Annotated in this window: 22 protein-coding genes; 8 read left to right on the top strand and 14 right to left on the bottom strand. The window is 65.3% G+C overall.

The window, feature by feature from the left end; translation table 11 throughout:
• Positions 1–11: 11 nt before the first annotated feature.
• From erpA to ABV606_RS11175, 4 genes are all read left to right on the top strand, one after another.
• Positions 12–362, top strand: a complete 351-nt coding sequence (gene erpA, locus ABV606_RS11160; RefSeq protein WP_281487975.1) for an iron-sulfur cluster insertion protein ErpA — start codon at positions 12–14, stop codon at positions 360–362.
• 109 nt (positions 363–471) lie between these two features.
• A complete protein-coding gene (gene ctaC, locus ABV606_RS11165) occupies positions 472–1,335 on the top strand; it encodes an aa3-type cytochrome oxidase subunit II (RefSeq protein WP_281487974.1) in 864 nt (287 codons plus the stop codon).
• Between the two features lie 26 nt (positions 1,336–1,361).
• Positions 1,362–3,059, top strand: a complete 1,698-nt coding sequence (gene ctaD, locus ABV606_RS11170; protein ID WP_353987777.1) for an aa3-type cytochrome oxidase subunit I — start codon at positions 1,362–1,364, stop codon at positions 3,057–3,059.
• 3 nt (positions 3,060–3,062) lie between these two features.
• Positions 3,063–3,479 (top strand): cytochrome c oxidase subunit 4, encoded by a 417-nt coding sequence (locus ABV606_RS11175; RefSeq protein ID WP_353987778.1) that lies wholly within the window; start codon positions 3,063–3,065, stop codon positions 3,477–3,479.
• 311 nt (positions 3,480–3,790) lie between these two features.
• Here ABV606_RS11175 and ABV606_RS11180 read toward each other — a convergent pair whose 3' ends face one another.
• The 6 genes from ABV606_RS11180 to ctaE all read right to left on the bottom strand — a co-directional run bounded on the left by ABV606_RS11180 (position 3,791) and on the right by ctaE (position 9,620).
• Positions 3,791–4,351: a PKD domain-containing protein gene (locus tag ABV606_RS11180; RefSeq protein WP_435415569.1), complete on the bottom strand. Its 561-nt coding sequence runs from the start codon at positions 4,349–4,351 to the stop codon at positions 3,791–3,793.
• Between the two features lie 332 nt (positions 4,352–4,683).
• Positions 4,684–5,289 (bottom strand): hypothetical protein, encoded by a 606-nt coding sequence (locus tag ABV606_RS11185; protein ID WP_281487970.1) that lies wholly within the window; start codon positions 5,287–5,289, stop codon positions 4,684–4,686.
• 121 nt (positions 5,290–5,410) lie between these two features.
• Positions 5,411–6,979, bottom strand: coding sequence for a cytochrome bc1 complex cytochrome b subunit (gene qcrB, locus ABV606_RS11190; RefSeq protein ID WP_281488136.1), 1,569 nt, complete (start codon positions 6,977–6,979; stop codon positions 5,411–5,413).
• Between the two features lie 41 nt (positions 6,980–7,020).
• A complete protein-coding gene (gene qcrA, locus ABV606_RS11195) occupies positions 7,021–8,094 on the bottom strand; it encodes a cytochrome bc1 complex Rieske iron-sulfur subunit (RefSeq protein WP_281487969.1) in 1,074 nt (357 codons plus the stop codon).
• 45 nt (positions 8,095–8,139) lie between these two features.
• Positions 8,140–8,943 (bottom strand): cytochrome bc1 complex diheme cytochrome c subunit, encoded by an 804-nt coding sequence (qcrC, locus tag ABV606_RS11200; RefSeq protein ID WP_281487968.1) that lies wholly within the window; start codon positions 8,941–8,943, stop codon positions 8,140–8,142.
• Between the two features lie 38 nt (positions 8,944–8,981).
• Positions 8,982–9,620 (bottom strand): aa3-type cytochrome oxidase subunit III, encoded by a 639-nt coding sequence (gene ctaE, locus ABV606_RS11205; RefSeq protein ID WP_281487967.1) that lies wholly within the window; start codon positions 9,618–9,620, stop codon positions 8,982–8,984.
• A gap of 148 nt (positions 9,621–9,768) precedes the next feature.
• Here ctaE and trpD point away from each other — a divergent pair, with 148 nt between their 5' ends.
• Positions 9,769–10,821, top strand: a complete 1,053-nt coding sequence (trpD, locus tag ABV606_RS11210) for an anthranilate phosphoribosyltransferase (protein WP_353987780.1) — start codon at positions 9,769–9,771, stop codon at positions 10,819–10,821.
• Between the two features lie 554 nt (positions 10,822–11,375).
• Positions 11,376–11,696 carry a hypothetical protein gene (locus tag ABV606_RS11215; protein ID WP_353987781.1) on the top strand — a complete coding sequence of 107 codons (321 nt, stop codon included), beginning with the start codon at positions 11,376–11,378 and terminating at the stop codon, positions 11,694–11,696.
• A gap of 17 nt (positions 11,697–11,713) precedes the next feature.
• Here ABV606_RS11215 and ABV606_RS11220 read toward each other — a convergent pair whose 3' ends face one another.
• From ABV606_RS11220 to ABV606_RS11230, 3 genes are all read right to left on the bottom strand, one after another.
• Positions 11,714–12,976 (bottom strand): RNA polymerase sigma factor, encoded by a 1,263-nt coding sequence (locus ABV606_RS11220; RefSeq protein WP_353988827.1) that lies wholly within the window; start codon positions 12,974–12,976, stop codon positions 11,714–11,716.
• Positions 12,977–13,000: 24 nt separating this feature from the next.
• A complete protein-coding gene (locus ABV606_RS11225; protein ID WP_353987782.1) occupies positions 13,001–13,423 on the bottom strand; it encodes a YciI family protein in 423 nt (140 codons plus the stop codon).
• Between the two features lie 121 nt (positions 13,424–13,544).
• Complete coding sequence (locus tag ABV606_RS11230) at positions 13,545–14,657, bottom strand: Rv2578c family radical SAM protein (RefSeq protein WP_353987783.1); 1,113 nt, start codon at positions 14,655–14,657, stop codon at positions 13,545–13,547.
• Positions 14,658–14,737: 80 nt separating this feature from the next.
• On the opposite strand from ABV606_RS11230, the gene ABV606_RS11235 reads away from it, so the two are divergent.
• A complete protein-coding gene (locus tag ABV606_RS11235) occupies positions 14,738–15,127 on the top strand; it encodes a RidA family protein (RefSeq protein ID WP_353987784.1) in 390 nt (129 codons plus the stop codon).
• 144 nt (positions 15,128–15,271) lie between these two features.
• On the opposite strand, the gene ABV606_RS11240 is transcribed toward ABV606_RS11235, so the two are convergent.
• Positions 15,272–15,625 carry an iron chaperone gene (locus ABV606_RS11240; protein WP_353987785.1) on the bottom strand — a complete coding sequence of 118 codons (354 nt, stop codon included), beginning with the start codon at positions 15,623–15,625 and terminating at the stop codon, positions 15,272–15,274.
• A 60-nt stretch (positions 15,626–15,685) separates the two neighbouring features.
• Between ABV606_RS11240 and ABV606_RS11245 the strand changes: the two genes are divergently transcribed.
• Positions 15,686–15,961, top strand: coding sequence for an acylphosphatase (locus tag ABV606_RS11245; protein ID WP_353987786.1), 276 nt, complete (start codon positions 15,686–15,688; stop codon positions 15,959–15,961).
• A 20-nt stretch (positions 15,962–15,981) separates the two neighbouring features.
• Here ABV606_RS11245 and ABV606_RS11250 read toward each other — a convergent pair whose 3' ends face one another.
• From ABV606_RS11250 to ABV606_RS11265, 4 genes are all read right to left on the bottom strand, one after another.
• Positions 15,982–16,365 carry an iron chaperone gene (locus ABV606_RS11250; RefSeq protein ID WP_353987787.1) on the bottom strand — a complete coding sequence of 128 codons (384 nt, stop codon included), beginning with the start codon at positions 16,363–16,365 and terminating at the stop codon, positions 15,982–15,984.
• 129 nt (positions 16,366–16,494) lie between these two features.
• A complete protein-coding gene (locus tag ABV606_RS11255; protein WP_353987788.1) occupies positions 16,495–18,909 on the bottom strand; it encodes an excinuclease ABC subunit UvrA in 2,415 nt (804 codons plus the stop codon).
• 97 nt (positions 18,910–19,006) lie between these two features.
• Complete coding sequence (locus tag ABV606_RS11260) at positions 19,007–19,420, bottom strand: VOC family protein (protein ID WP_353987789.1); 414 nt, start codon at positions 19,418–19,420, stop codon at positions 19,007–19,009.
• A gap of 5 nt (positions 19,421–19,425) precedes the next feature.
• Positions 19,426–19,872 (bottom strand): helix-turn-helix transcriptional regulator, encoded by a 447-nt coding sequence (locus ABV606_RS11265; RefSeq protein ID WP_281487956.1) that lies wholly within the window; start codon positions 19,870–19,872, stop codon positions 19,426–19,428.
• Between the last annotated feature and the right edge of the window lie 211 nt (positions 19,873–20,083).

The raw sequence follows: 20,083 nt of genomic DNA on the forward strand, positions 1-20,083 counted from the left end.
AAGGAGAGATCATGACCGATACGACGATGGCTCCCGCGCATGGTGTGAAGCTCAGCACTGCCGCCGCCGACAAGGTGCGCAGCCTGCTCGAGCAGGAGGGGCGCGACGACCTGCGGCTGCGCGTGGCCGTGCAGCCGGGCGGATGCTCGGGTCTCATCTATCAGCTCTACTTCGACGAGCGCCTGCTCGACGGTGACGTGACGGTCGATTTCAGCGGCGTCGAGGTGGTCGTCGACAAGATGAGCGTGCCGTATCTCGACGGCGCGAACATCGACTTCGAAGACTCGATTCAGAAGCAGGGCTTCACCATCGACAACCCGAACGCGGCGGGGAGCTGCGCCTGCGGTGACTCATTCCACTGAGTGCTCATCAGACCTGGTGAAGGGGTGTCGGCCGCACGGCCGGCGCCCCTTTCTGGCTATAGACTGAAGTACGTCGCACTTATTCACAGCACTTTCTGAGGGGTTGACGTTGCGCTCTAATCGCCGTTACCGATGGGCTGCGATCCCGATCGGACTTGGGATCTCGATCGTTCTCGCCGGATGCACGCAGGCGCAGCTGAACGGCTTCTTGCCGGGCTCGACCGAGACCACCGATCACGCCGGGCGCATCGCCGGCCTGTGGGTCACCTCGTGGACGGTGCTCACGCTCGTCGGCCTCATCACGTGGGCGCTCATCCTCTGGGCAGGCGTCGTGTACCGCCGGCGCAAGGGCCAGACCGGTCTGCCCGTGCAGTTGCGCTACAACCTGCCGATCGAGGTCTTCTACACGATCGTCCCCTTCATCCTGGTCATCGGCTTCTTCGCCTTCACGGCGCGCGACCAGGAGGCCATCGAGGCCCCCATCGCCGAGCCCGACGTGCAGATCGAGGTCTTCGGCAAGCGCTGGGCCTGGGACTTCAACTACGTGACAGACGACGTCTACTACCAGGGCGTGCAGGCCCGCGAGACGCGCGACGACAACACGATCGACCCCGAGACGCTTCCGACGCTCTACCTTCCGGTGAACCAGAAGGTAGAGATCAAGATCGAGTCGCGTGATGTCGCCCACTCCTTCTGGATCGTGGACTTCCTCTACAAGAAGGACATGCTCCCGGGCAAGACCAACTACATGTACTTCGAGCCCCTCGAGACCGGCACGTTCGCCGGCAAGTGCGCGGAGCTCTGCGGCGAGTACCACTCGCTCATGCTCTTCAACGTCAAGGTCGTCGAGCAGGACGAGTACGAGGCTTACATCGATTCACTGCGCGCCGAGGGCAATGTGGGTCAGGTCGGTGCCGAATACGACACCAACCAGAACCAGCCCGGCAACGAGAACTTGCGTGGCGGCGAGTAGGGCGGGATAGGACTATGAGCACAACCATGACGAATGCCCCGACCGTGAGCGGCATGACGCCGCGCATGGAGCGCAAGGGCAACATCCTGGTCAAGTGGACGACCTCCACTGACCACAAGACCATCGGGTACATGTACCTGATCACGTCGTTCATCTACTTCTGCCTCGCAGGTGTGATGGCGCTCGTGATCCGTGCGCAGCTCTTCGCGCCGGGCCTCGAGATCGTGGCCACCAAGGAGCAGTACAACCAGCTGTTCACCATGCACGGCACGATCATGCTGCTCATGTTCGCGACGCCGCTCTTCGCCGGCTTCGCCAACGTGATCATGCCGCTGCAGATCGGTGCGCCGGACGTCGCCTTCCCCCGTCTGAACGCGTTCGCGTTCTGGCTGTTCAACTTCGGCTCGCTGCTGGCGGTCGCCGGGTTCCTCACGCCTCAGGGCGCGGCGTCGTTCGGCTGGTTCGCCTACACGCCGCTGTCGAACGCCACCTTCTCGCCGGGCCTCGGTGGGAACCTGTGGGTGCTCGGCCTCTTCATGAGCGGTTTCGGCACGATCCTCGGTGCCGTGAACTTCATCACCACGATCATCACCATGCGCGTTCCTGGCATGACGATGTGGCGGATGCCGATCTTCTCGTGGAACACCCTGATCACCTCGATCCTCATCCTGATGGCGTTCCCCGTGCTGGCCGCAGCGTTGGCCGGCCTCGCGATCGACCGCGTGTTCGATGGGCAGGTCTACAACCCGGCGAACGGTGGAGCGCTGCTCTGGCAGCACCTCTTCTGGTTCTTCGGACACCCAGAGGTGTACGTCATCGCGTTGCCGTTCTTCGGCATCGTCTCCGAGGTCTTCCCCGTGTTCAGCCGCAAACCGATCTTCGGATACAAGACGCTCGTCTACGCGACCATTGCGATTGCGGCCCTGTCCGTGACCGTGTGGGCCCACCACATGTACGTCACCGGCTCGGTGCTGCTGCCCTTCTTCGCGCTGATGACGATGCTCATCGCCGTACCGACGGGTGTGAAGATCTTCAACTGGGTCGGCACGATGTGGCGCGGCTCATTGACGTTCGAGACTCCGATGCTGTGGGCGATCGGCTTCCTGGTCACCTTCACCTTCGGTGGTCTGACCGGTGTCATCCTTGCTTCGCCGCCGCTGGACTTCCACGTCTCCGACACGTACTTCGTGGTGGCGCACTTCCACTACGTGGTCTTCGGCACCGTGGTGTTCGCGATGTTCTCCGGCTTCTATTTCTGGTGGCCGAAGTTCACCGGCAAGATGCTGAACGAGCGTCTCGGCAAGATCCACTTCTGGCTGCTGTTCATCGGCTTCCACACGACCTTCCTGATCCAGCACTGGATCGGTGTGGTCGGCGGTGTGCGTCGTTACGCGACCTACCTGCACGAAGACGGCATCACCTGGATGAACCAGCTGTCGACGATCGGTGCCGGCATCCTCGCCGTCTCGCTCGTGCCGTTCTTCCTGAACGTGTGGATCACGGCGCGCAACGCGCCGAAGGTGACCGTGAACGACCCGTGGGGCTACGGCCGCTCGCTCGAGTGGGCGACCTCGTGCCCGCCGCCTCGCCACAACTTCACGTCGATCCCGCGCATCCGTTCGGAGTCGCCTGCGTTCGACCTGAACCACCCCGAGGTCAACCTGCCCGCACTCGCACCTGCCGGTGCCCCGGCTCGCGGTGCGAACGACGAGAAAGACCGCTGATCCATGAAGAGCAACGTCGTCATCTACTGGACGCTGGCCGTCTTCTTCCTGCTCGTCGCCACGCTGTACACCGTGTGGGCGTACCTGTACTACGGGTACGTCGAGTGGGTGGGTGTCGTCGCGGTCTATCTGCTGGCAGTGCTGTTCGCGTTCCTCGCCTTCTACCTGGGCAAGGTCTACAAGGCTCAGGGCGGTGAGCTACCCGAAGACCGGTACGACGCAAACATCGACGACGGTGACCCCGAGATGGGCCACTTCGCACCTTGGAGCTGGTGGCCGGTGGCACTCGCGGCCGGTGCGGCGACCGTGCTGCTCGGCATTGCGGTGGGTTCGTGGATCGTGCCCATCGGCGTGGCGATCGTTCTCGTGGCGCTGCCAGGGTGGGTCTACGAGCACTACCGCGGCAACTTCGTGCACTGACCTTGGTGCGCTGACGCGAAACCGTTGAAGAGCGGGCGAATCCTTCGGGACTCGCCCGCTCTTCGCCTTTCCAACCAAGAGTCCTGTCGCGTTGCCTGTGGCGCGTTCCTTGCGCAGTGCTGCAGTCCAGGCGACCGGCACCGAATGCCAGAGCGACGGCAAGCGAACCGACCCGGCCGCGGCCAGACAGCGTGACGGGTGCGGCCAGACAGCGTGACGCGTGCGGGCAACGGGCGCGCGCGGCTCAGATGGCCTGGAAGGCGGTGCTGCGAACGCGCGCGCCTGAGAGTCAGTCTCGACGTTGCGTTGGCTCAGCAGCCGGGTCCTGTGGGATTCGTGCCGCAGTGCTCGTCGACCAGCACTGTCTGCGCACTGAGAACCGATACGACGAGGTCGTTCGCAGGAGCGCTCAGCTCTCCAGGAACCGGTTGCCAGGGGCCGCCGGCGTAGCGGTACTCGGCGCTGTAGCGGACAGTGAGCGCGACCGTGAAAGTCCCTGGGGAGCCGTAGGCGTGACTCGTCGAGGTTGGGCTGAACTCGCTGAGTTGCAGCGTGGTCCACGTGGCTCCTGGACCGTGCGCCTGGCGAGTCGCACCGTCACCGTAGCTCCAGTCGTAACGCACGGGTGTGAACCGCACCTCGGCCGGCGCTCCGAGCAGCATCGCGGAGCGCGTGTGCCGCGAAGCCGCTGCGATGAAGTTCGCGTCGAGACCGACGATCGCCCATCCGTCCGGTTCCATCGACTGCCTCGGACGCTCCACGAAGAACGACGCGACCTCCTCGATCGTCACACTCGGACGCCCCGGGATGCCGCCTCTGTCGTCGCCGGTGCTCGGGGGAGCCGCAGCACGGGGCGGCGCCGTGCTGTACACCAAGTCGCAGAGCACTCGACTCCCAGCCCTCGCCCACACCGGGCAAGGCGGCGGAGGCGGCGCCTGCCTGGGTCGCGTTGCCCAAGATGCTTCATCAGTGCCTGTCGAGCTCGGTCGCGTCTGCTGTGCTTCGGCTGCGCCGCCCGCGGCCGGCGCGGCCGCGCGGCCTGGAGAGCTTCTCTTGCCAGACTGGCCTGCGGAGATGCGAACGTCCACACGGTCGCCATTTGCGAGTGCTCGGGAGCTACAGGAGCCGAGTATTTCCGCCGCCGGTGCGCACTGGCCGGCAGTTTGTGACGCTGATGACAGTGGTGCCGATAGCAGCAGCGTGATCAACAGAAGTCTGTGCCAGGCCAACGATCCGCCTCGTCAACGAGAAGCCGCGGTGGCGTGCCGGTCGACACCATTTGGAGGCTGTAAGGCGTCTTGGCGCTGCGGTCAAGGGGCGTCACATCCTCTCCGGCATCGTTGGTAAGCGTCGTCTCCGAAATGTCGAGGCACGCATAGATCGACACATGAGCTAGCCCATCGGACTCGAAGTAGCTCTGGAGTGCCATTGACGCCCATATCGGCGCTCCCTGCATGGCTACACCGTTGCTTGCGAAGTCAGCGTAGGTACCAAGCAGAAGGTCGCTGTGCTCCGCCGTTGCGACCTCACGCATGCGCATCGCATCCTGACCGCCTTCGGAAGCGATTTCGGTTGTGACTTGGAGATATCGCTCCGCGGCTCGCTCGGCCGCAGCAAACGCCTCAGCCTCGGATACGAATACGCTCTCCGCCACCTCGCTGCTTTCGCGGATCTGCGCTGGAGCGGGGGAGCAAGCGCTCAAGAGCACGGCGAGTATCCCAAGGAGCGCCGAGACCCTGGCATTCTGACGTGCGGTGGAGTCCACGCGCTGTGATCTCGGTGGTTTGAAGCGGGGCGAACCGAAGGGCATGCGGCCACGGTAGGGGAGCGGCATCCGGGGTGCAGGAGTTGTCCACACGCACGAGAACGCCCCCGGGGAATGGATCCCGCGGGGGCGTTCTCAGTGGTGACCCGAGGTCACGGTTGCTTCATCACTCGTGGTGGTGTGCGCGCTCCAGCTCGCTCCGGGTGACCGGCTCGATGCGGTCCTCGAAGAACCAGCGCGACAGGCCCGCACGCACGCGCTGTCCGACGGTGATGCGGCCGCGCTCGTTGGGGCGGATCATCAGCGGACGGTACGTCTCGTGCGCGACCAGGCGCCAGCGGTCGTACTCGTTGAGGGGCTCGTGCACCTCGATGTACTCGCCACCGGGCAGACGCACGATGCGGCCGGTCTCGAACCCGTGCAGAGCGATCTCGCGATCCTTCTTCTGCAGCGCCAGGCAGACGCGCTTGGTGATGATGTACGCCGCGATCGGCCCGAGGATGAGCGAGATCTGCAGCGCCACGATCACGCCCTCGATCGTGAGCATGAAGTGCGTTGCCATCAGGTCGGAGCTCGCGCCCGCCCACATGACGCCGTAGAACGTCACACCGGCAGCACCGATCGCGGTACGCGTCGGAGCGTTGCGGGGACGCTCCGCCATGTGGTGCTCGCGCTTGTCGCCGGTGATCCACGCCTCGATGAAGGGGTAGAAGGTGACCAGCACGAGGAAGACCATGATCACGAGGATCGGGATCAGGATGTTCATCGACCAGGTGTAGCCGAGGAACACGAACTCCCAGTGCGGTGGCACCAGACGCAAGGCACCATCGGCGAATCCGATGTACCAGTCGGGCTGCGTACCCGCCGACACTGGCGACGGGTCGTACGGGCCGTAGTTCCAGATCGGGTTGATCGTGAAGACCGAAGCGATCAGCACGATGGCGCCGAACACGATGAAGAAGAACCCACCGGCCTTGGCCGCGAACACGGGGAGGATCGGCGAGCCGACCACGTTCTGGTTCGTGCGACCGGGCGCCGCGAACTGCGTGTGCTTATTCACGATCAGCAGCAGCATGTGCACGCCGATCAGCGCGATCAGGATCGCCGGCAGCAGCATGATGTGCAGCACGTAGAGCCTCGGAACGATGTCGTGGCCCGGGAACTCGCCGCCGAAGAGCAGGTACGAGATCCAGACGCCGATGACCGGCATCCCCTTGACCATTCCGTCGATGATCCGCAGACCGTTGCCCGAGAGCAGGTCGTCAGGGAGCGAGTAGCCGGTGAAGCCCTCGGCCATCGCCAGGATGAACAGCACGAAGCCGATCACCCAGTTGATCTCGCGAGGCTTGCGGAACGCACCCGTGAAGAACACGCGGAGCATGTGCAGCCCGATCGACGCCACGAACAGCAGCGCCGCCCAGTGGTGCACCTGCCGCATGAGCAGACCGCCGCGGATGTCGAAGCTGATGTCGAGGGTCGACGCGTACGCGACCGACATCTCGACGCCCTTCAACGGCACGTACGAGCCCTGATAGTGCGTCGCGGTCATCGACGGATCGAAGAAGAACGTCAGGAAGGTACCGCTCAGCAGAATCGCGACGAAGCTGTAGAGCGCGACCTCGCCGAGCATGAACGACCAGTGGTCGGGGAAGATCTTGCGACCGAGCTCGCGCACGAATCCCGACGCGCTGGTGCGCTCGTCGATGTAGTTCGCGGCTGCGCTCGTGAAGCGCATCCCGGGACCAGGCTTGGTCACGGTATCAGTGGTTGCAGTGCTCAACGCTCACGCTCCCAGAAGCTCGGACCGACAGGCTCGTGGAAGTCGCTCTGCGCGACCAGGTAGCCTTCTGCGTCCACGGTGATCGGAAGTTGGGGGAGGGGACGTGCTGCCGGCCCGAAGATCACTTCGCAGTGGTTCGCCACGTCGAACTCCGACTGGTGGCAGGGGCAGAGCAGGTGGTGGGTCTGCTGCTCGTACAGCGCCACCGGGCAGCCGACGTGGGTGCAGATCTTGGAGTACGCGACGATGCCGTCGTACGACCAGTCCTTGCGGTCCTCGGCTTCGTTGAGCTCCTCAGGACGCAGACGCATCATGAGGACGACAGCCTTGGCCTTCTCCTCGAGGTAGCCATCTCCGTGGCCGAGCTTCGCCAGGCTTTCGGGGATGACGTGGAAGACCGAGCCGACGGTGACGTCGGAGGCCTTGATCGGTGCGCCGCTCGGGTCGAGTGCGAGCCGCGTGCCCTTCTCCCACATGGTGTGGCGGAGCAGCTCGTGGGGCTCGTCGGCGGGTGCGAGGTCGCGGAACAGCACCACAGCGGGGAGCGGGGCCACGACCAGCGCGCCGATGAGGCTGTTGCGGAGGAGTCGACGGCGGGTGAAGCCGGATTCGGCATTCGCCTGCTGGAAGATCTCCACCGCGCGAGCGCGGGTCGCCTCGGTTCCGCGGGTGTCGTGCCGGGGCTCGACCTCCTCGTGGCCGTGCATGAGGGACTTCGCCCAGTTCACAGCACCGAGGCCGATGCCGAACAGGCCGAGCGTGATGCCGATGCCCAGCATGAGGTTGTTCATGCGGGTGGAGGTCATGTTGCCCGGCTCGATGGGCCAGATGAAGTATGCGGCGATAGCGAAGACGCTGCCGATGAGCGAGAGCCAGAACAGCCAGATGATGCGGCGTTCCGCCTTGCGCTCCTGCGCCGGGTCGAGATCGGTGACTCGCTGGTGGTCAACCGGAAGGCCGGGGTTCTCGAACCGGTCGGCCGAGATGACAGCAGTACCGGAAGTGACCGTTCGTGGCTCGCTCAACTCGACAGCCGACCCGTCAGCCGCGCTGTCGTGGTGCTCTGCCATGCTTTTCCCTTTCAAAGAACGTTCGCGGATCGAGATCGCGCGCGACTAGTTGGACCGAGCGGTCAGCCACACGGTGATCGCGACGAGGCCGCCCAGACCGAAGATCCAGATGAAGAGGCCTTCCGAGACCGGGCCGAGGCTGCCGAGGTCGAAGCCGCCCACAGAGGGGTTCTCGCTCACGTAGTCGAGGTACGTGATGATGTCGCGCTTCTCTTCGGGGGAGATGTTCAGGTCGTTGAAGACCGGCATGGCCTGCGGGCCGGTGACCATGGCGCCGTAGATGTACCGCGCGTCGAGCCCCTTGAGCTGCGGGGCCCACTTGCCCTCGGTGAGCGCGCCACCGGCGCCGGCGACGTTGTGGCACATCGCGCAGTTGATGCGGAAGAGCTCGGCGCCCTTCGCGGCATCGCCGGTCGCCTCGAGGAAGCGCTCGTCAGGGAGTGCCGGGCCGGGGCCGCTCGAAGCGACGTACGCGGCCATGGCGTCGATCTGGTCCTGCGTGAACTGCGGCGCCTTGCGGGCCGCCTGCGGGCCCTGGAATGCCATCGGCATCCGGCCAGTTCCCACCTGGAAGTCGACCGCCAGGGCACCCACGCCGACCAGCGCCGGGCCTTCCTTCGATCCTTCGAGGTTCAGCCCGTGGCAGGAGGCGCAGTTCGCCGCGAACAGCTTCTTGCCCTCCTCGATGAGCTGCTCGTTGGCTGCGGCGGCCTGGCTCTCGGCGGTCGCCGTCGTGGTGGCCAGCGCGTAAGCGCCGCCCGTCGTGAGCAGGCCGATCGCCAGGAGCGCGACGGTCGCGAGGGGAGAGCGACGGCCGGTCGACCGGTGCTTACGTGAAATCTTCGCCATGATGCTGTGTCTGTCTTCTCTTTGGTGCGCCGACTGGCTTATCTCAGGAAGTAGATGATGAGGAACAGGCCGATCCACACCACGTCGACGAAGTGCCAGTAGTACGACACGACGATGGTGGTGGTGGCTTCCTTGCGGCCGAAGTTCTTGGCCGCGTATGCCCGCCCGATCGTGAACAGCATGGCGATGAGGCCGCCGATCACGTGCAGGCCGTGGAAGCCGGTGGTGATGTAGAACGCGGAGCCGTAGGCGTTGGAGCTGAGGCTGACGTGCTCGCTGACGAGGATCGCGTACTCGTACGACTGACCGACCACGAAGATGGCGCCGAGGATGTAGCTCAGCCAGAACCACTCGATCATGCCCCACTGGCTCGGCTTCCAGCCGGTGCGGCGTGCCTGGTGGCGCTCCGCCGCGAACACGCCGAACTGCGCGGTCACCGACGAGAGCACCAGGATGACGGTGATCGTCGCCGCGAGCGGCACGTTGAGGACGGAGGTCTCACCCGCCCACAGTTCAGGAGAGGTGCCGCGGAGTGTGAAGTAGATCGCGAACAGGCCCGCGAAGAACATGACTTCGCTGCCCAGCCAGACGATCGTTCCCACAGCGACGACGTTTGGGCGGTTGATCAAGGGCGCGCCCGTCGGCCTGGAGAGAGAGGAGCTGGTCACGTCCTCCATTATGTCGGAAATCTGGGGAGGGGCTGAACCGCGATGCGGCCAGTCCTGATGTTTCCGCATGCAGCCACGCACCCGCTCCAAGAAGGGGGTGTTCGAGGCGCCTCATGGAAGCGTGAGAGGCACGCGAGTCCGGGCATATTGTTGATGCATGTCGTCATCGCCCACCTGGCCAGACCTGCTCACGACGCTGCTCGAAGGGGAGGACCTGAGCATCAGCGAGTCCGCCTGGGCGATGCAGCAGGTGATGGATGGAAAGGCGTCGGAGGCGCAGCTCTCGGCCTTCCTGGTCGCTCTGCGCGCCAAGGGCGAAACGGTCAACGAACTCGTCGGGTTCCGCGACGCGATCATGCACTCGGCGCTGCCGCTCGCGGTCGATCCGATGGCGGTCGACATCGTCGGCACCGGGGGAGACCGTCACGGCACGGTGAACGTTTCGACGATGGCATCAGTAGTCGCCGCTGCAGCCGGCGCGCGAGTGATCAAGCACGGCAACCGCGCGGCGAGTTCGGCGTCAGGCGCATCTGATGTGCTGGCGGCGCTCGGAATCGACCTCACGCTCGACCCGAAGCGGGTAGCGGAGATCCTCGATGAGGCGGGCATCACATTCGCGTACGCGGCGCTCTTCCACCCTGGCTTCAAGCACGCGGGCGCAGTGCGCAAGGAACTCGGCATCCCGACGATCTTCAACTATCTGGGGCCGCTTGTGAACCCGGCCAGAGCGGAGGCCTCAGCCGTGGGCGTCGCCTCGGCGGCGATGCTGCCGCTGATCGCGGGCGTCTTCCAGACGCGCGGCGCGACGGCCCTTGTGTTCCGCGGCGACGACGGTCTCGACGAGCTCACCACGACCGGGCACAGCCAGCTGGTCGAGGTGTCGCGCGGCATGCTCACCGAGCATGACATCGACCCGGCCGACTTCGGGATGCCGCGCGCGGAGCTGAGCGATCTGATCGGCGGCCCGCCGGAGTACAACGCGGAAGTGGCTCGTCGCACGCTGGCGGGGGAGCAGGGTCCGGTGCGCGACATCGTGCTGCTCAATGCTGCGGCAGGCCTCGTCGCATGGGATCTCGCACGCGATCACGAACAGTCGCAGCGACCGATCCGCGAACGCTTCGCCGAGCGCATCGCCGACGCCGCGTCGACGATCGACTCCGGAGCTGCGACGGCCAAGCTCCGGGAGTGGGCTTCGGCAACGCAGCGCTGACCGGCGGCGCACGCGCGCCGGGCAGCACAGACCAGGTCGATCTTGAAGAATATTCCCTGGTGAGGGCGCCAATCGCTCACGGGCGAAGGGCGGCGGATGCTCAGCATCCGACTGTTCCATTTCTGGCCCATGCGGGTTAGCCTGTACAAACAATTCAAGGTTTGGGCACCGTCCGGGCGCTGGAAGCGAATCGACGCGATGCGATGCTCATGTCCGAGCACAATGTGGCCGAGCAGGCCTCGACGACTCACCTCGATGCTGAGTCGCGGCCGGGGAACATGGACAGAGGAACCCCATCGGTTTTCCGCTCGATGAGCCGCTTTTCGCAGTCCCGCCCGGGCGGTGCTCATCCTCTGCGGTGCTCGTCCTCTTGAGTGTGGCTGCAATCGCGCGTCGCGCTTGGCTGCAGTCCGGCTGCGGGGCGTCCTCGTGCGGGGCGTCCTACCTGCGCGACACAGACGACCCGCCGCTTGTCGCCGTGGTTGGCGACGAGACGGTTTCCCTTCACCCGGTGCCCTGTGGGCAGCGCCGAGGTTCGGACGTACGCTGTCGCCATGAGCGAGAAGACGAGCCAACGAGATTCCGGCGACGGCTTCGTGCGGATGACCGATTGGCTGAATGAGAAGCTGTTGAAGGCGTTCGGGCCACCGCCTCTCGGACCTTACGACGACACGCAGGAGAGCGATGTCGTGCAGCGGATGGGGAACGCGACGTGCCCCCTGTGCGACCACCCGATGTCGGAGCACTTCATCGACCACTCCACCAGCAACGCGAAGTTGCTGTGTCCGGTCGATCACAAACCCGTGCACGAGTCGATGGAACGGTTGAACGAGGTCGGCATGCCGAAGCGAGCGAAGAGCGACGAGGCCGATTGAGCTCGACCAGGGCGCACCTATTCGTCGAGCGCCCCCGCCTTGCGCTGAAGCGTCTCGCGTTCCTTGCTGTTCGCCGTGAGCGACGCGGCCGCCAGGAACGCGGCACGCGCTTCCCGCGTCCTTCCGAGTCGCGCGAGCAGCTCGCCACGGACGCTCGGGAGCAGATGGGATGCCGGCAGCGGACTTCCTGAGGCGAGCCGGTCGACCATCTGCAGGGCCCGAGCGGAATCACCAGCCATTGAGACGGCGACCGCCCGATTGAGTTCGACCACCGGGCTCCGGCTGAGTTCTGCGAGCGCCTCGTACAGCAGCACGATCTGCTCCCAGTCGGTGGTGTCGACGGTCGTTGCGGTCGCGTGGCACTCGGCGATCGCGGCCTGCAATGCGTAGTACCCGCGACCCCGGCCCAGCGCATCCGACCGCGCAAGAGCGGCGCTGCCTCGAGCGATGGCGCTCCGATCCCACCTCGATCGATCCTGATCCGCCAGCAGCACCGGCGAGCCGTCCGCTGCCGTTCGCGCAGCGAACCGAGATGACTGGAACTCCATCAGCGCGACCAGCGCGTGGGTCTCAGGTTCGCGCGGAGCCAGACTCGCCAGCATCCGCCCCAGCCGCAATGCCTCGTAGGCGAGTTCCGGCCGCAGCCATCGATCACCGCTGGTGGGGGCGTAGCCCTCCGTGAAGATCAGATAGATCACGGCCAGCACGGCGCGGAGTCGTGGCGGCCAATCGGCCGGTTCTGGTGTCTCGAACGGGATGCGAGCGGCCGCAAGCGTCTTCTTCGCGCGCACGATGCGCTGCTGCACGGCGCTCGTTTGAACGAGGAGCAGTCGGGCGATCTCGTCGGTGGTGAGTCCACCGACGACGCGAAGCGTCAGTGCCACTTGCGCGGGTCGAGCCAGCACCGGGTGGCAGGCCACGAAGATGAGGCGCAGCACGTCGTCTTCGATCGGCTCCCATGCCCGGTCATCCAGAGTCTCGAGGTCGGCGGCGATCGTGCGGTACTTGCCCTCAAGCGTCGCCTGCCGCCTCCAGGCGTCGATCGCCTTGCGCTTCGCCACTGTGGTCAACCACGCAGCGGGATTTCGTGGCACGCCCGTGCTCGGCCACTGCGTCATGGCATCGATCAGGGCATCTTGCGCAAGATCTTCCGCGAGCGCCAGGTCACCGGTGACGCGTGCTATCGCTGCGACGATGCGCGCACCTTCGATCCGCCAGATCGCGTCGATCGAGCGCGTCGATGCGGGAGGGTGAGCGGGTGGAAGGGCCCCGTCATCCATGCCGGGTCCCGCTGCGCGCATGGATCAGGCCGTGCCCAGCTGCTCGCGCCATCCGACCTCTTTCTTCACATACTCGTTCTCGGAGTACGCCTCGAAATCGCGCTCGTCGGTGACCCGCCGCACTTCGAGCTTGGCGCCGGGGCCGAGCGGGCAACGCTTCGCCCACTCCGCCGCCTCTTCGCGGCTGGATACCTGGATGATCCAGAAGCCATTGAACAACTCGTGCGTCTCGCCGTACGGGCCGTCGGTCACGAGGGGCGGCTCGTCGCTGAAGTCGACCACGAAGCCTTCGCTCGGATCGGAGAGCCCTTCACCGGCGAGCAGCACGCCCGCCTCGATCATCGACTCGTTGTACCGCCCCATCTGGTTGATGATCTCTTCGAAGTCGACTTCCTTCGAGGCTTCGATCGCGGCATCGGTCGCGCGCATGATCAGCATGTACTTCATCGTCTGCTCCTTAGAGTCGAGGCGCCCAACACGCCCTCTTACTATTGCGTCGAACGACGGAGTGCGAAATCGACACGGCGAAGAAGAATCTCCGAAAAGACGTCTTGCAGGTGCTGCGTCATCAGAAAAGCGTCGGCTGCATGATGGCTCGGGCGGCCAGAGCAGGCATCTCAGCGGCGATCAAGCCGGTGCTGCGTGCAGTTCGTGGGGTGGCCGAGGCGGCCGGCCCGGGGGAGGGGCGACGACCGGCGGGACGCGTCTGCGCGGCATCCTGCTTGGAAAGCCGGTGCTTCTTGAGCAGAGGCGCGATTCTGGCGGCGAGCTCGGAACGGTACTCCACCGGCGCGTATGAGCTACGCGAATACAGCGACCGATAGTAGGCGACGAGTTCGGGATGCCGTTGCCCGAGCCATTGCATGAACCACTCCCGCGCCCCGGGGCGCAGGTGCAACGCGCCGTACACCACACGGCTGGCGCCCGCGGCGGCAATGCGCGAGAGCGCGTAGTCGAGGTGTTCGCGACTGTCGGTGAGCCGGGGAAGGACTGGCATGAGGAACACCGTGGGGCGCAGCCCCAACTCCGCCGCCGCCGTGATGGAGGCGAGGCGTGCCGAGGCCGTCGGGGTGCCGGGCTCGACCGATTGCTGCAACTCGTCGTCAAAGATCGCGATCGACATGGCGATGTCGACCGGCACCTGCTGAGCGGCCTCGCTCAGCAGTGGGAGATCACGTCGCAGCAGTGTGCCCTTCGTGAGCAGCGACAGGGGAGTGCCGGAGGCCGCGAGTGCCGCGATGATGCCAGGCATGAACCGGTAGCGGCCCTCCGCGCGCTGGTAGGGGTCGGTGTTGGTGCCGAGGGCGACACGCTCCCGACGCCACGACGGTCGTCCGAGCTCGGCCGCCAACACGTCGACGACGTTCACCTTCACGACGATCTGCCGGTCGAAGTCATCTCCTGAGTCGAGCCCGAGGTACTCGTGCGTGCCTCGTGCGAAGCAGTACGTGCAGCGGTGGAGGCACCCCCGCATCGGGTTGATCGTCCAATCGAATGGCATCGAGCTCGACTTCGGCACCTTGTTCAGCGCTGACTTGGCGAGCACCTCGTGAAACGTCACCCCGTCGAAGTCGGGAGTGCGCACCGTGCGCACGAACGTGTCGAGCCGGGCGAGGCCCGGCAGCGCGTTCTCGCTCTCGGTGTCAGTGGAACCGTTGACTGCTTGCCCTGCCCAACGCATACTCGTATTCGAACATACGTTCGAGTCCCTCGCAAGCGTTCCTTGAGCCGGCGGCGGGGGAGTTGGAGAGAGGATGCGCCATGCTGACACAGCCCACCGCGATCGATCCGGAAGGCATGCAGCGCAGTGCGGCGTTTGCCCACGGCATGGTCGCGCCAGCCGGGCCGACGCTGTACATCGGTGGTCAGAACGGGGTGGACGGATCGGGTCGAATGCTGGAGGGGCTCGCCGCGCAGACGCAGCAGGCGCTGCGGAACGTGCTCGCCGTGCTCGAGGCGGCTGGGAGCGGGCCTGACTTCGTGGTCAAGCTCACGATCTATCTCGCGCCGGGCGTTGACGTCAACGAGGCGTACGCGGCCGCCGGCGGAGTGTGGGGTGCGCGGCGCACATCGGTGACGGTGCTGTCGGTCGCGCCGGCGAAGCCGGGTGCGCTCGTCGAGATCGATGCGATCGCCGCGGCGCCCAGTTGATCGACGGTGTGCAGTTGATCCACGGTTGTGCAACGAATCGTGCCTCCTGGGCCGAACAGTGGCCGGCGTCAGTCTGCGCGGGCCGGGACGGGGCAGCGGTCCGCCTCGCCAGACCTGACATAATGGTGATTATCGGCGTCTGTTTCAGTGCTGGAGTTGGGCACGCCGGGCTGTGACAAGTGCACGCACGGCATCATCCGGAATCGGGTTCTCTGGCTGGAATCTGATCGTTCCTTTATCGAGACCGATGCCAGGGTGTCCGTCGAGCTCCGGCGAAACCGCTGTGACGACGTCCGCGCTGTACGGATACACGCCGATGTGCTTCTTCGTGCGCATGACCGAGATCAGCGGCTTGCCGTGCAGCGTGAGCGCCGGCATGCCGTAGCCCTCACCTTGCTCGGCATCTGGAGCGACTTCACGCGCGACTCGATACACGTGCTCGATGATCGCGCGATCGCTGTCAGACAGCGTTGCGACGTAGTCGTCGATGGTTCCCACGTCAGCATCCTGACGCCTGACAGTGCTGCGCGGCAGGCAGCTCGGGCGCAGTATCGAGGCATGAGACGCGTCCATGTGCTCGTGCGCGGGGATGTGCAGGGCGTCGGCTACCGCTTCACGATGCAATCCGTGGCACGAGATTCAGATGTGACGGGCTGGGTGAGGAATCGTCGAGACGGAACTGTCGAAGCCGAAGTGCAGGGCGATTCGCAGCACGTCGACCGCGTGCTCGAGTGGATGTCGGAGGGTCCGCCGGCCGGACACGTCGAGTCGGTCACGGTCACCGATGTGGAGCCGTTCGACGAGTCAGGCTTCCGACTGGTCGCGACGGTGTGACCGACGCAAGGTCCTCATCGTCAGCTCGCCGCCTGCTTCAGCAACGCTTGGATCCGTTTCCTCGCGGCATCCGTCAACTCCGTGATCGCGAACGACGTCGGCCACATCTCGCCGTCATCCAGGTTCGCGCCTTCGTCGAACCCCAGTGTTGAATAGCGCGTACCGAACTTCGCCGCCGCTTGGAAGAAGCAGACGACCTTCCCGTCTTTGAGATAGGTCGGCATCCCATAGCGAAGTTTGGTCGTGAGTTCTGGCACAGTCTCGAGGATCAGCTCGTGAACGCGTTCTGTGAGCGAACGGTCCGGCTCCGGAAGCTCGGCTATCGCCTCTCGTACGGCCTGCTCGGGATCTTTTTTGCTCTTTCCCGAGTGGCTCGTTCTGAGTTCGGCCGCGCGATCCTTCATCGCCTTTCGCTCCGCCTCCGAGAAACTCTCAGATGCGGTGCCATCTGACTGCTTTGCGCTCATCGTGACTCTTCCCTCTCGTGCGATGTGATTTCGCGTCGCTCCCAGTAGGGCGGACCTGCCGAACAGCTAAGCGACCTTGACGTATTCTGCGAGGTGCTTGCCGGTGAGGGTCGAGCGGTCGGCGATGAGCGCCGCGGGCGTTCCTTCGAATACCACTCGTCCACCGTCATGGCCGGCTCCCGGTCCAAGGTCGATGATCCAGTCGGCGTGCGCCATCACCGCCTGGTGGTGCTCGATGACCACGACGGATCTCCCCGAGTCGACGAGCCGATCGAGCAGGCCGAGCAGATTCTCGACATCGGCCAGGTGCAAGCCGGTCGTCGGCTCGTCGAGCACGTAGACCGACCCCTTCTCCCCCATGTGCACGGCAAGCTTGAGCCGTTGACGCTCGCCGCCCGACAGCGTCGTGAGCGGCTGCCCGATGGTGAGGTAGCCGAGGCCCACATCGACGAGCCGCTGCAGGATGGCATGGGCTGCAGGGATGCGCGCCTCCCCCTCCGAGAAGAACGACGCGGCTTCGGTCACGGGCATCGCGAGCACCTCGCTGATGTCGCGGCCGCCGAGCTTGTACTCGAGCACCTCGGCCTGGAAGCGATTCCCGCCGCACTCCTCGCAGGTGGTCTCGACGCCGGCCATCATGCCGAGGTCGGTGTAGATGACGCCGGCGCCCTTGCACGCAGGGCAGGCGCCTTCAGAGTTGGCGCTGAACAGTGCCGGCTTGACGCCGTTCGCCTTCGCGAAGGCCTTCCGGATCGGTTCGAGCAGCCCCGTGTAGGTCGCGGGGTTGCTGCGCCTGGAGCCTTTGATGGCACCTTGGTCGATCGAGACGACGCCGTCGCGTCGCGATACGGAACCGTGGATGAGCGAGCTCTTCCCCGAGCCGGCCACCCCGGTGATGACCGTGAGCACGCCGAGCGGGATATCGACGTCCACGTTCTGAAGATTGTGGGTGGATGCACCGCGCACCTCGAGCGCCCCCGATGGCCGGCGAACGGCATCCTTCACGCTCACTCGATCGTCCAAATGCCGACCCGTCAGAGTGCCGCTCCCTCGCAGGCCGTCGACGCTCCCCTCGAAGACGACCTCTCCCCCGGCTGTACCGGCGCCCGGGCCCAGGTCGACGACATGGTCGGCGATGGCGATCGCCTCGGGCTTGTGCTCCACAACGAGTACGGTGTTGCCCTTGTCGCGCAATTGCAGCAGCAATTCGTTCATGCGCTGGATGTCGTGAGGGTGCAGTCCGATCGTCGGCTCGTCGAAGACGTAGGTGACATCGGTGAGCGACGAACCGAGGTGACGGATCATCTTGGTGCGCTGCGCCTCACCTCCTGAGAGCGTTCCAGACGAACGGTCGAGACTGAGATAGCCAAGACCGATCTCGACGAACGAGTCCAGCGTCTCGCTGAGCGACTTGAGCAACGGAGCGACGGTCGGCTCATCGAGTTCTCGCACCCATTGCGCGAGGTCGCTGATCTGCATCGCGCAGGCGTCGGCGATGCTGAGTCCCTTGATCTTCGAAGACCGAGCCAATTCGCTGAGCCGAGTGCCGCTGCACTCGGGGCATGTGCTGAAGGTGATCGCGCGCTCGACGAACGCGCGGATATGCGGCTGCATCGCCTCCTTGTCCTTGCTCAGGAACGATTTCTGAATCTTCGGGATCAGGCCCTCGTAGGTGATGTTGATGCCGTCGACCTTGATCTTCGTCGGCTCCTTGTGGAGCAGATCATGCAGCTGCTTCTTGGTGAAGTCGCGGATCGGCCTATCCGGATCGAAAAACCCGCTCCCCCGGAAGATGCGCCCGTACCAGCCGTCCATGCTGTAGCCGGGAATGGTCAGCGCGCCCTGGTTGAGCGACAGATTCTCGTCGTACAGCGCACTCAGGTCGAAGTCGGTGACCGAACCGAGGCCCTCGCAGCGAAGGCACATGCCACCGGTGACGCTGAACTCGCGGCGTTCCTTGACGGTAGTACCCGCCCGTTCCATCGTGACGGCGCCGGCGCCGCTCATGGACGCGACGTTGAACGAGAAGGCCTGCGGTGATCCGATATGCGGGCGACCCAGCCGGCTGAACACGATCCGAAGCATCGCATTGGCGTCGGTGACCGTGCCGACAGTCGACCGCGGGTTGGCGCCCAGGCGCTCCTGATCGACGATGATCGCCGTCGTGAGGCCCTCCAGCACGTCCACGTCGGGACGTGCCAGCGTGGGCATGAATCCCTGCACGAACGCGCTGTAGGTCTCGTTGATCATGCGCTGCGACTCGGCGGCGATCGTCGCGAACACGAGGGAGCTCTTGCCGGATCCTGAAACGCCGGTGAAGACCGTGAGTCGCCGTTTCGGGAGCTCGACACTCACGTCCTTGAGGTTGTTCTCGCGAGCGCCCTGCACACGGATCAACTCGTGCGTATCTGCGGGGTGCGCCTGCTCGCGCTCGCGCTTCTCGCTCGGCGAGGTACTGGTGCCGGTCGAGGCAATGCTCATAGGTGTCTCCGTCGGTGAAGAAGTCGTCGCGAGGCGCTGGCCCTGCTGGGCAAAGCGCCGCCGCCGCGGTCTGTCGGGGGTCGGCGTCGCGTTCCGGTCAGTCGCGTCGCTGCTGGATGCGGAGCATGTTGCCGGACGGGTCGCGGAACGCGCAGTCCCGGATGCCGTACGGCTGGTCCGTGGGCTCTTGCACGACCTCTGCGCCGCTCGCCTCCAGCTTCGAGAAGACACCGTCGAGGTCGTCGGTTGCGAGGTTGACGCCGAAGTAGCTGCCCTTCGCCATGAGCTCCAGCAGCATCCGACGCTCATGGTCGGTGATGCCGGGTGCCGCCGTCGGCGGCATGAGCACGATCGCGGTATCGGGCTGATCAGCGGGACCGACGGTGATCCAACGCATGCCCTCGTAGCCCACGTCGTTGCGCACCTCGAAGCCGAGCGTGTCGCGGTAGAACGCGAGCGAGGCATCCGGGTCTGTGTGCGGGAGGAAGCTTTCGTGAATGGTGATGTCCATGTCGATCACGCTACTTTCGCTTCACCTGATGACGCTTCTCGATTCCTGACCGGTCTGGTCACCTGCTTCGCCACGCACGGGGCCATCCCCGCCGTCGACTGAGCGTTCCGTCGATACGCGCTGGGCGGCATGCCGACGAGTTCGGAGAAGCGCGTGCTGAACGTGCCCAGCGACGTGCAGCCGACGGCGAAGCAGACCTCGGTGACGCTGAGATCCCCGCGGCGCAGCAGCGCCATGGCACGCTCGATGCGGCGTGTCATCAAGTAGCTGTAGGGAGACTCGCCGTAGGCGAGCCGGAACTGACGGCTCAGGTGACCCGCGGAGAGATTGACCCCGAGCGCGAGTGCCTCGACATTGAGCGGCTTGGCGTACTCGCGGTCGATCCGATCGCGTACGCGGCGAAGCAGCGCGAGATCGCGCAAGCGCTGGGCCTCAGCCGGCGTGCTGGTCACGTGCGCGATGGTGCCACGGGTGGGCCGGACTTGTCCAGTGATGGCCGACGACGTGCCACCCGTCGGCTGGTGCATTTGGTTATCCCTGAGCGGCTACCGTACGCTCCCGATCAGGCGCACCGCCTCGACAACGGCGTCTTGACGGTGCAGCCGTGCGCCGGGCACGAACGGCCACGCTTGTTCGCCTCGCGACCAGAGGACGAGACGTCGA

This window comes from Ruicaihuangia caeni, assembly GCF_040536845.1.
In the GTDB taxonomy this organism is placed as follows: domain Bacteria; phylum Actinomycetota; class Actinomycetes; order Actinomycetales; family Microbacteriaceae; genus Ruicaihuangia; species Ruicaihuangia caeni.

What these genes read in the sequence shown, in the direction of transcription:
- ABV606_RS11250 (WP_353987787.1), bottom strand. Translation starts at nt 16,365, where the DNA reads ATGAAGGATCGCGCGGCCGAACTCAGAACGAGCCACTCGGGAAAGAGC.
- ctaD (WP_353987777.1), top strand. Translation starts at nt 1,362, where the DNA reads ATGACGAATGCCCCGACCGTGAGCGGCATGACGCCGCGCATGGAGCGC.
- ABV606_RS11225 (WP_353987782.1), bottom strand. Translation starts at nt 13,423, where the DNA reads ATGAAGTACATGCTGATCATGCGCGCGACCGATGCCGCGATCGAAGCC.
- ABV606_RS11230 (WP_353987783.1), bottom strand. Translation starts at nt 14,657, where the DNA reads ATGCGTTGGGCAGGGCAAGCAGTCAACGGTTCCACTGACACCGAGAGC.
- qcrC (WP_281487968.1), bottom strand. Translation starts at nt 8,943, where the DNA reads ATGGCGAAGATTTCACGTAAGCACCGGTCGACCGGCCGTCGCTCTCCC.
- ABV606_RS11260 (WP_353987789.1), bottom strand. Translation starts at nt 19,420, where the DNA reads ATGGACATCACCATTCACGAAAGCTTCCTCCCGCACACAGACCCGGAT.
- ABV606_RS11235 (WP_353987784.1), top strand. Translation starts at nt 14,738, where the DNA reads ATGCTGACACAGCCCACCGCGATCGATCCGGAAGGCATGCAGCGCAGT.
- qcrB (WP_281488136.1), bottom strand. Translation starts at nt 6,979, where the DNA reads ATGCGCTTCACGAGCGCAGCCGCGAACTACATCGACGAGCGCACCAGC.
- ABV606_RS11175 (WP_353987778.1), top strand. Translation starts at nt 3,063, where the DNA reads ATGAAGAGCAACGTCGTCATCTACTGGACGCTGGCCGTCTTCTTCCTG.
- ABV606_RS11245 (WP_353987786.1), top strand. Translation starts at nt 15,686, where the DNA reads ATGAGACGCGTCCATGTGCTCGTGCGCGGGGATGTGCAGGGCGTCGGC.
- erpA (WP_281487975.1), top strand. Translation starts at nt 12, where the DNA reads ATGACCGATACGACGATGGCTCCCGCGCATGGTGTGAAGCTCAGCACT.
- trpD (WP_353987780.1), top strand. Translation starts at nt 9,769, where the DNA reads ATGTCGTCATCGCCCACCTGGCCAGACCTGCTCACGACGCTGCTCGAA.
- ABV606_RS11215 (WP_353987781.1), top strand. Translation starts at nt 11,376, where the DNA reads ATGAGCGAGAAGACGAGCCAACGAGATTCCGGCGACGGCTTCGTGCGG.
- ABV606_RS11185 (WP_281487970.1), bottom strand. Translation starts at nt 5,289, where the DNA reads ATGCCCTTCGGTTCGCCCCGCTTCAAACCACCGAGATCACAGCGCGTG.
- qcrA (WP_281487969.1), bottom strand. Translation starts at nt 8,094, where the DNA reads ATGGCAGAGCACCACGACAGCGCGGCTGACGGGTCGGCTGTCGAGTTG.
- ABV606_RS11255 (WP_353987788.1), bottom strand. Translation starts at nt 18,909, where the DNA reads ATGAGCATTGCCTCGACCGGCACCAGTACCTCGCCGAGCGAGAAGCGC.
- ctaE (WP_281487967.1), bottom strand. Translation starts at nt 9,620, where the DNA reads ATGGAGGACGTGACCAGCTCCTCTCTCTCCAGGCCGACGGGCGCGCCC.
- ABV606_RS11220 (WP_353988827.1), bottom strand. Translation starts at nt 12,976, where the DNA reads ATGGATGACGGGGCCCTTCCACCCGCTCACCCTCCCGCATCGACGCGC.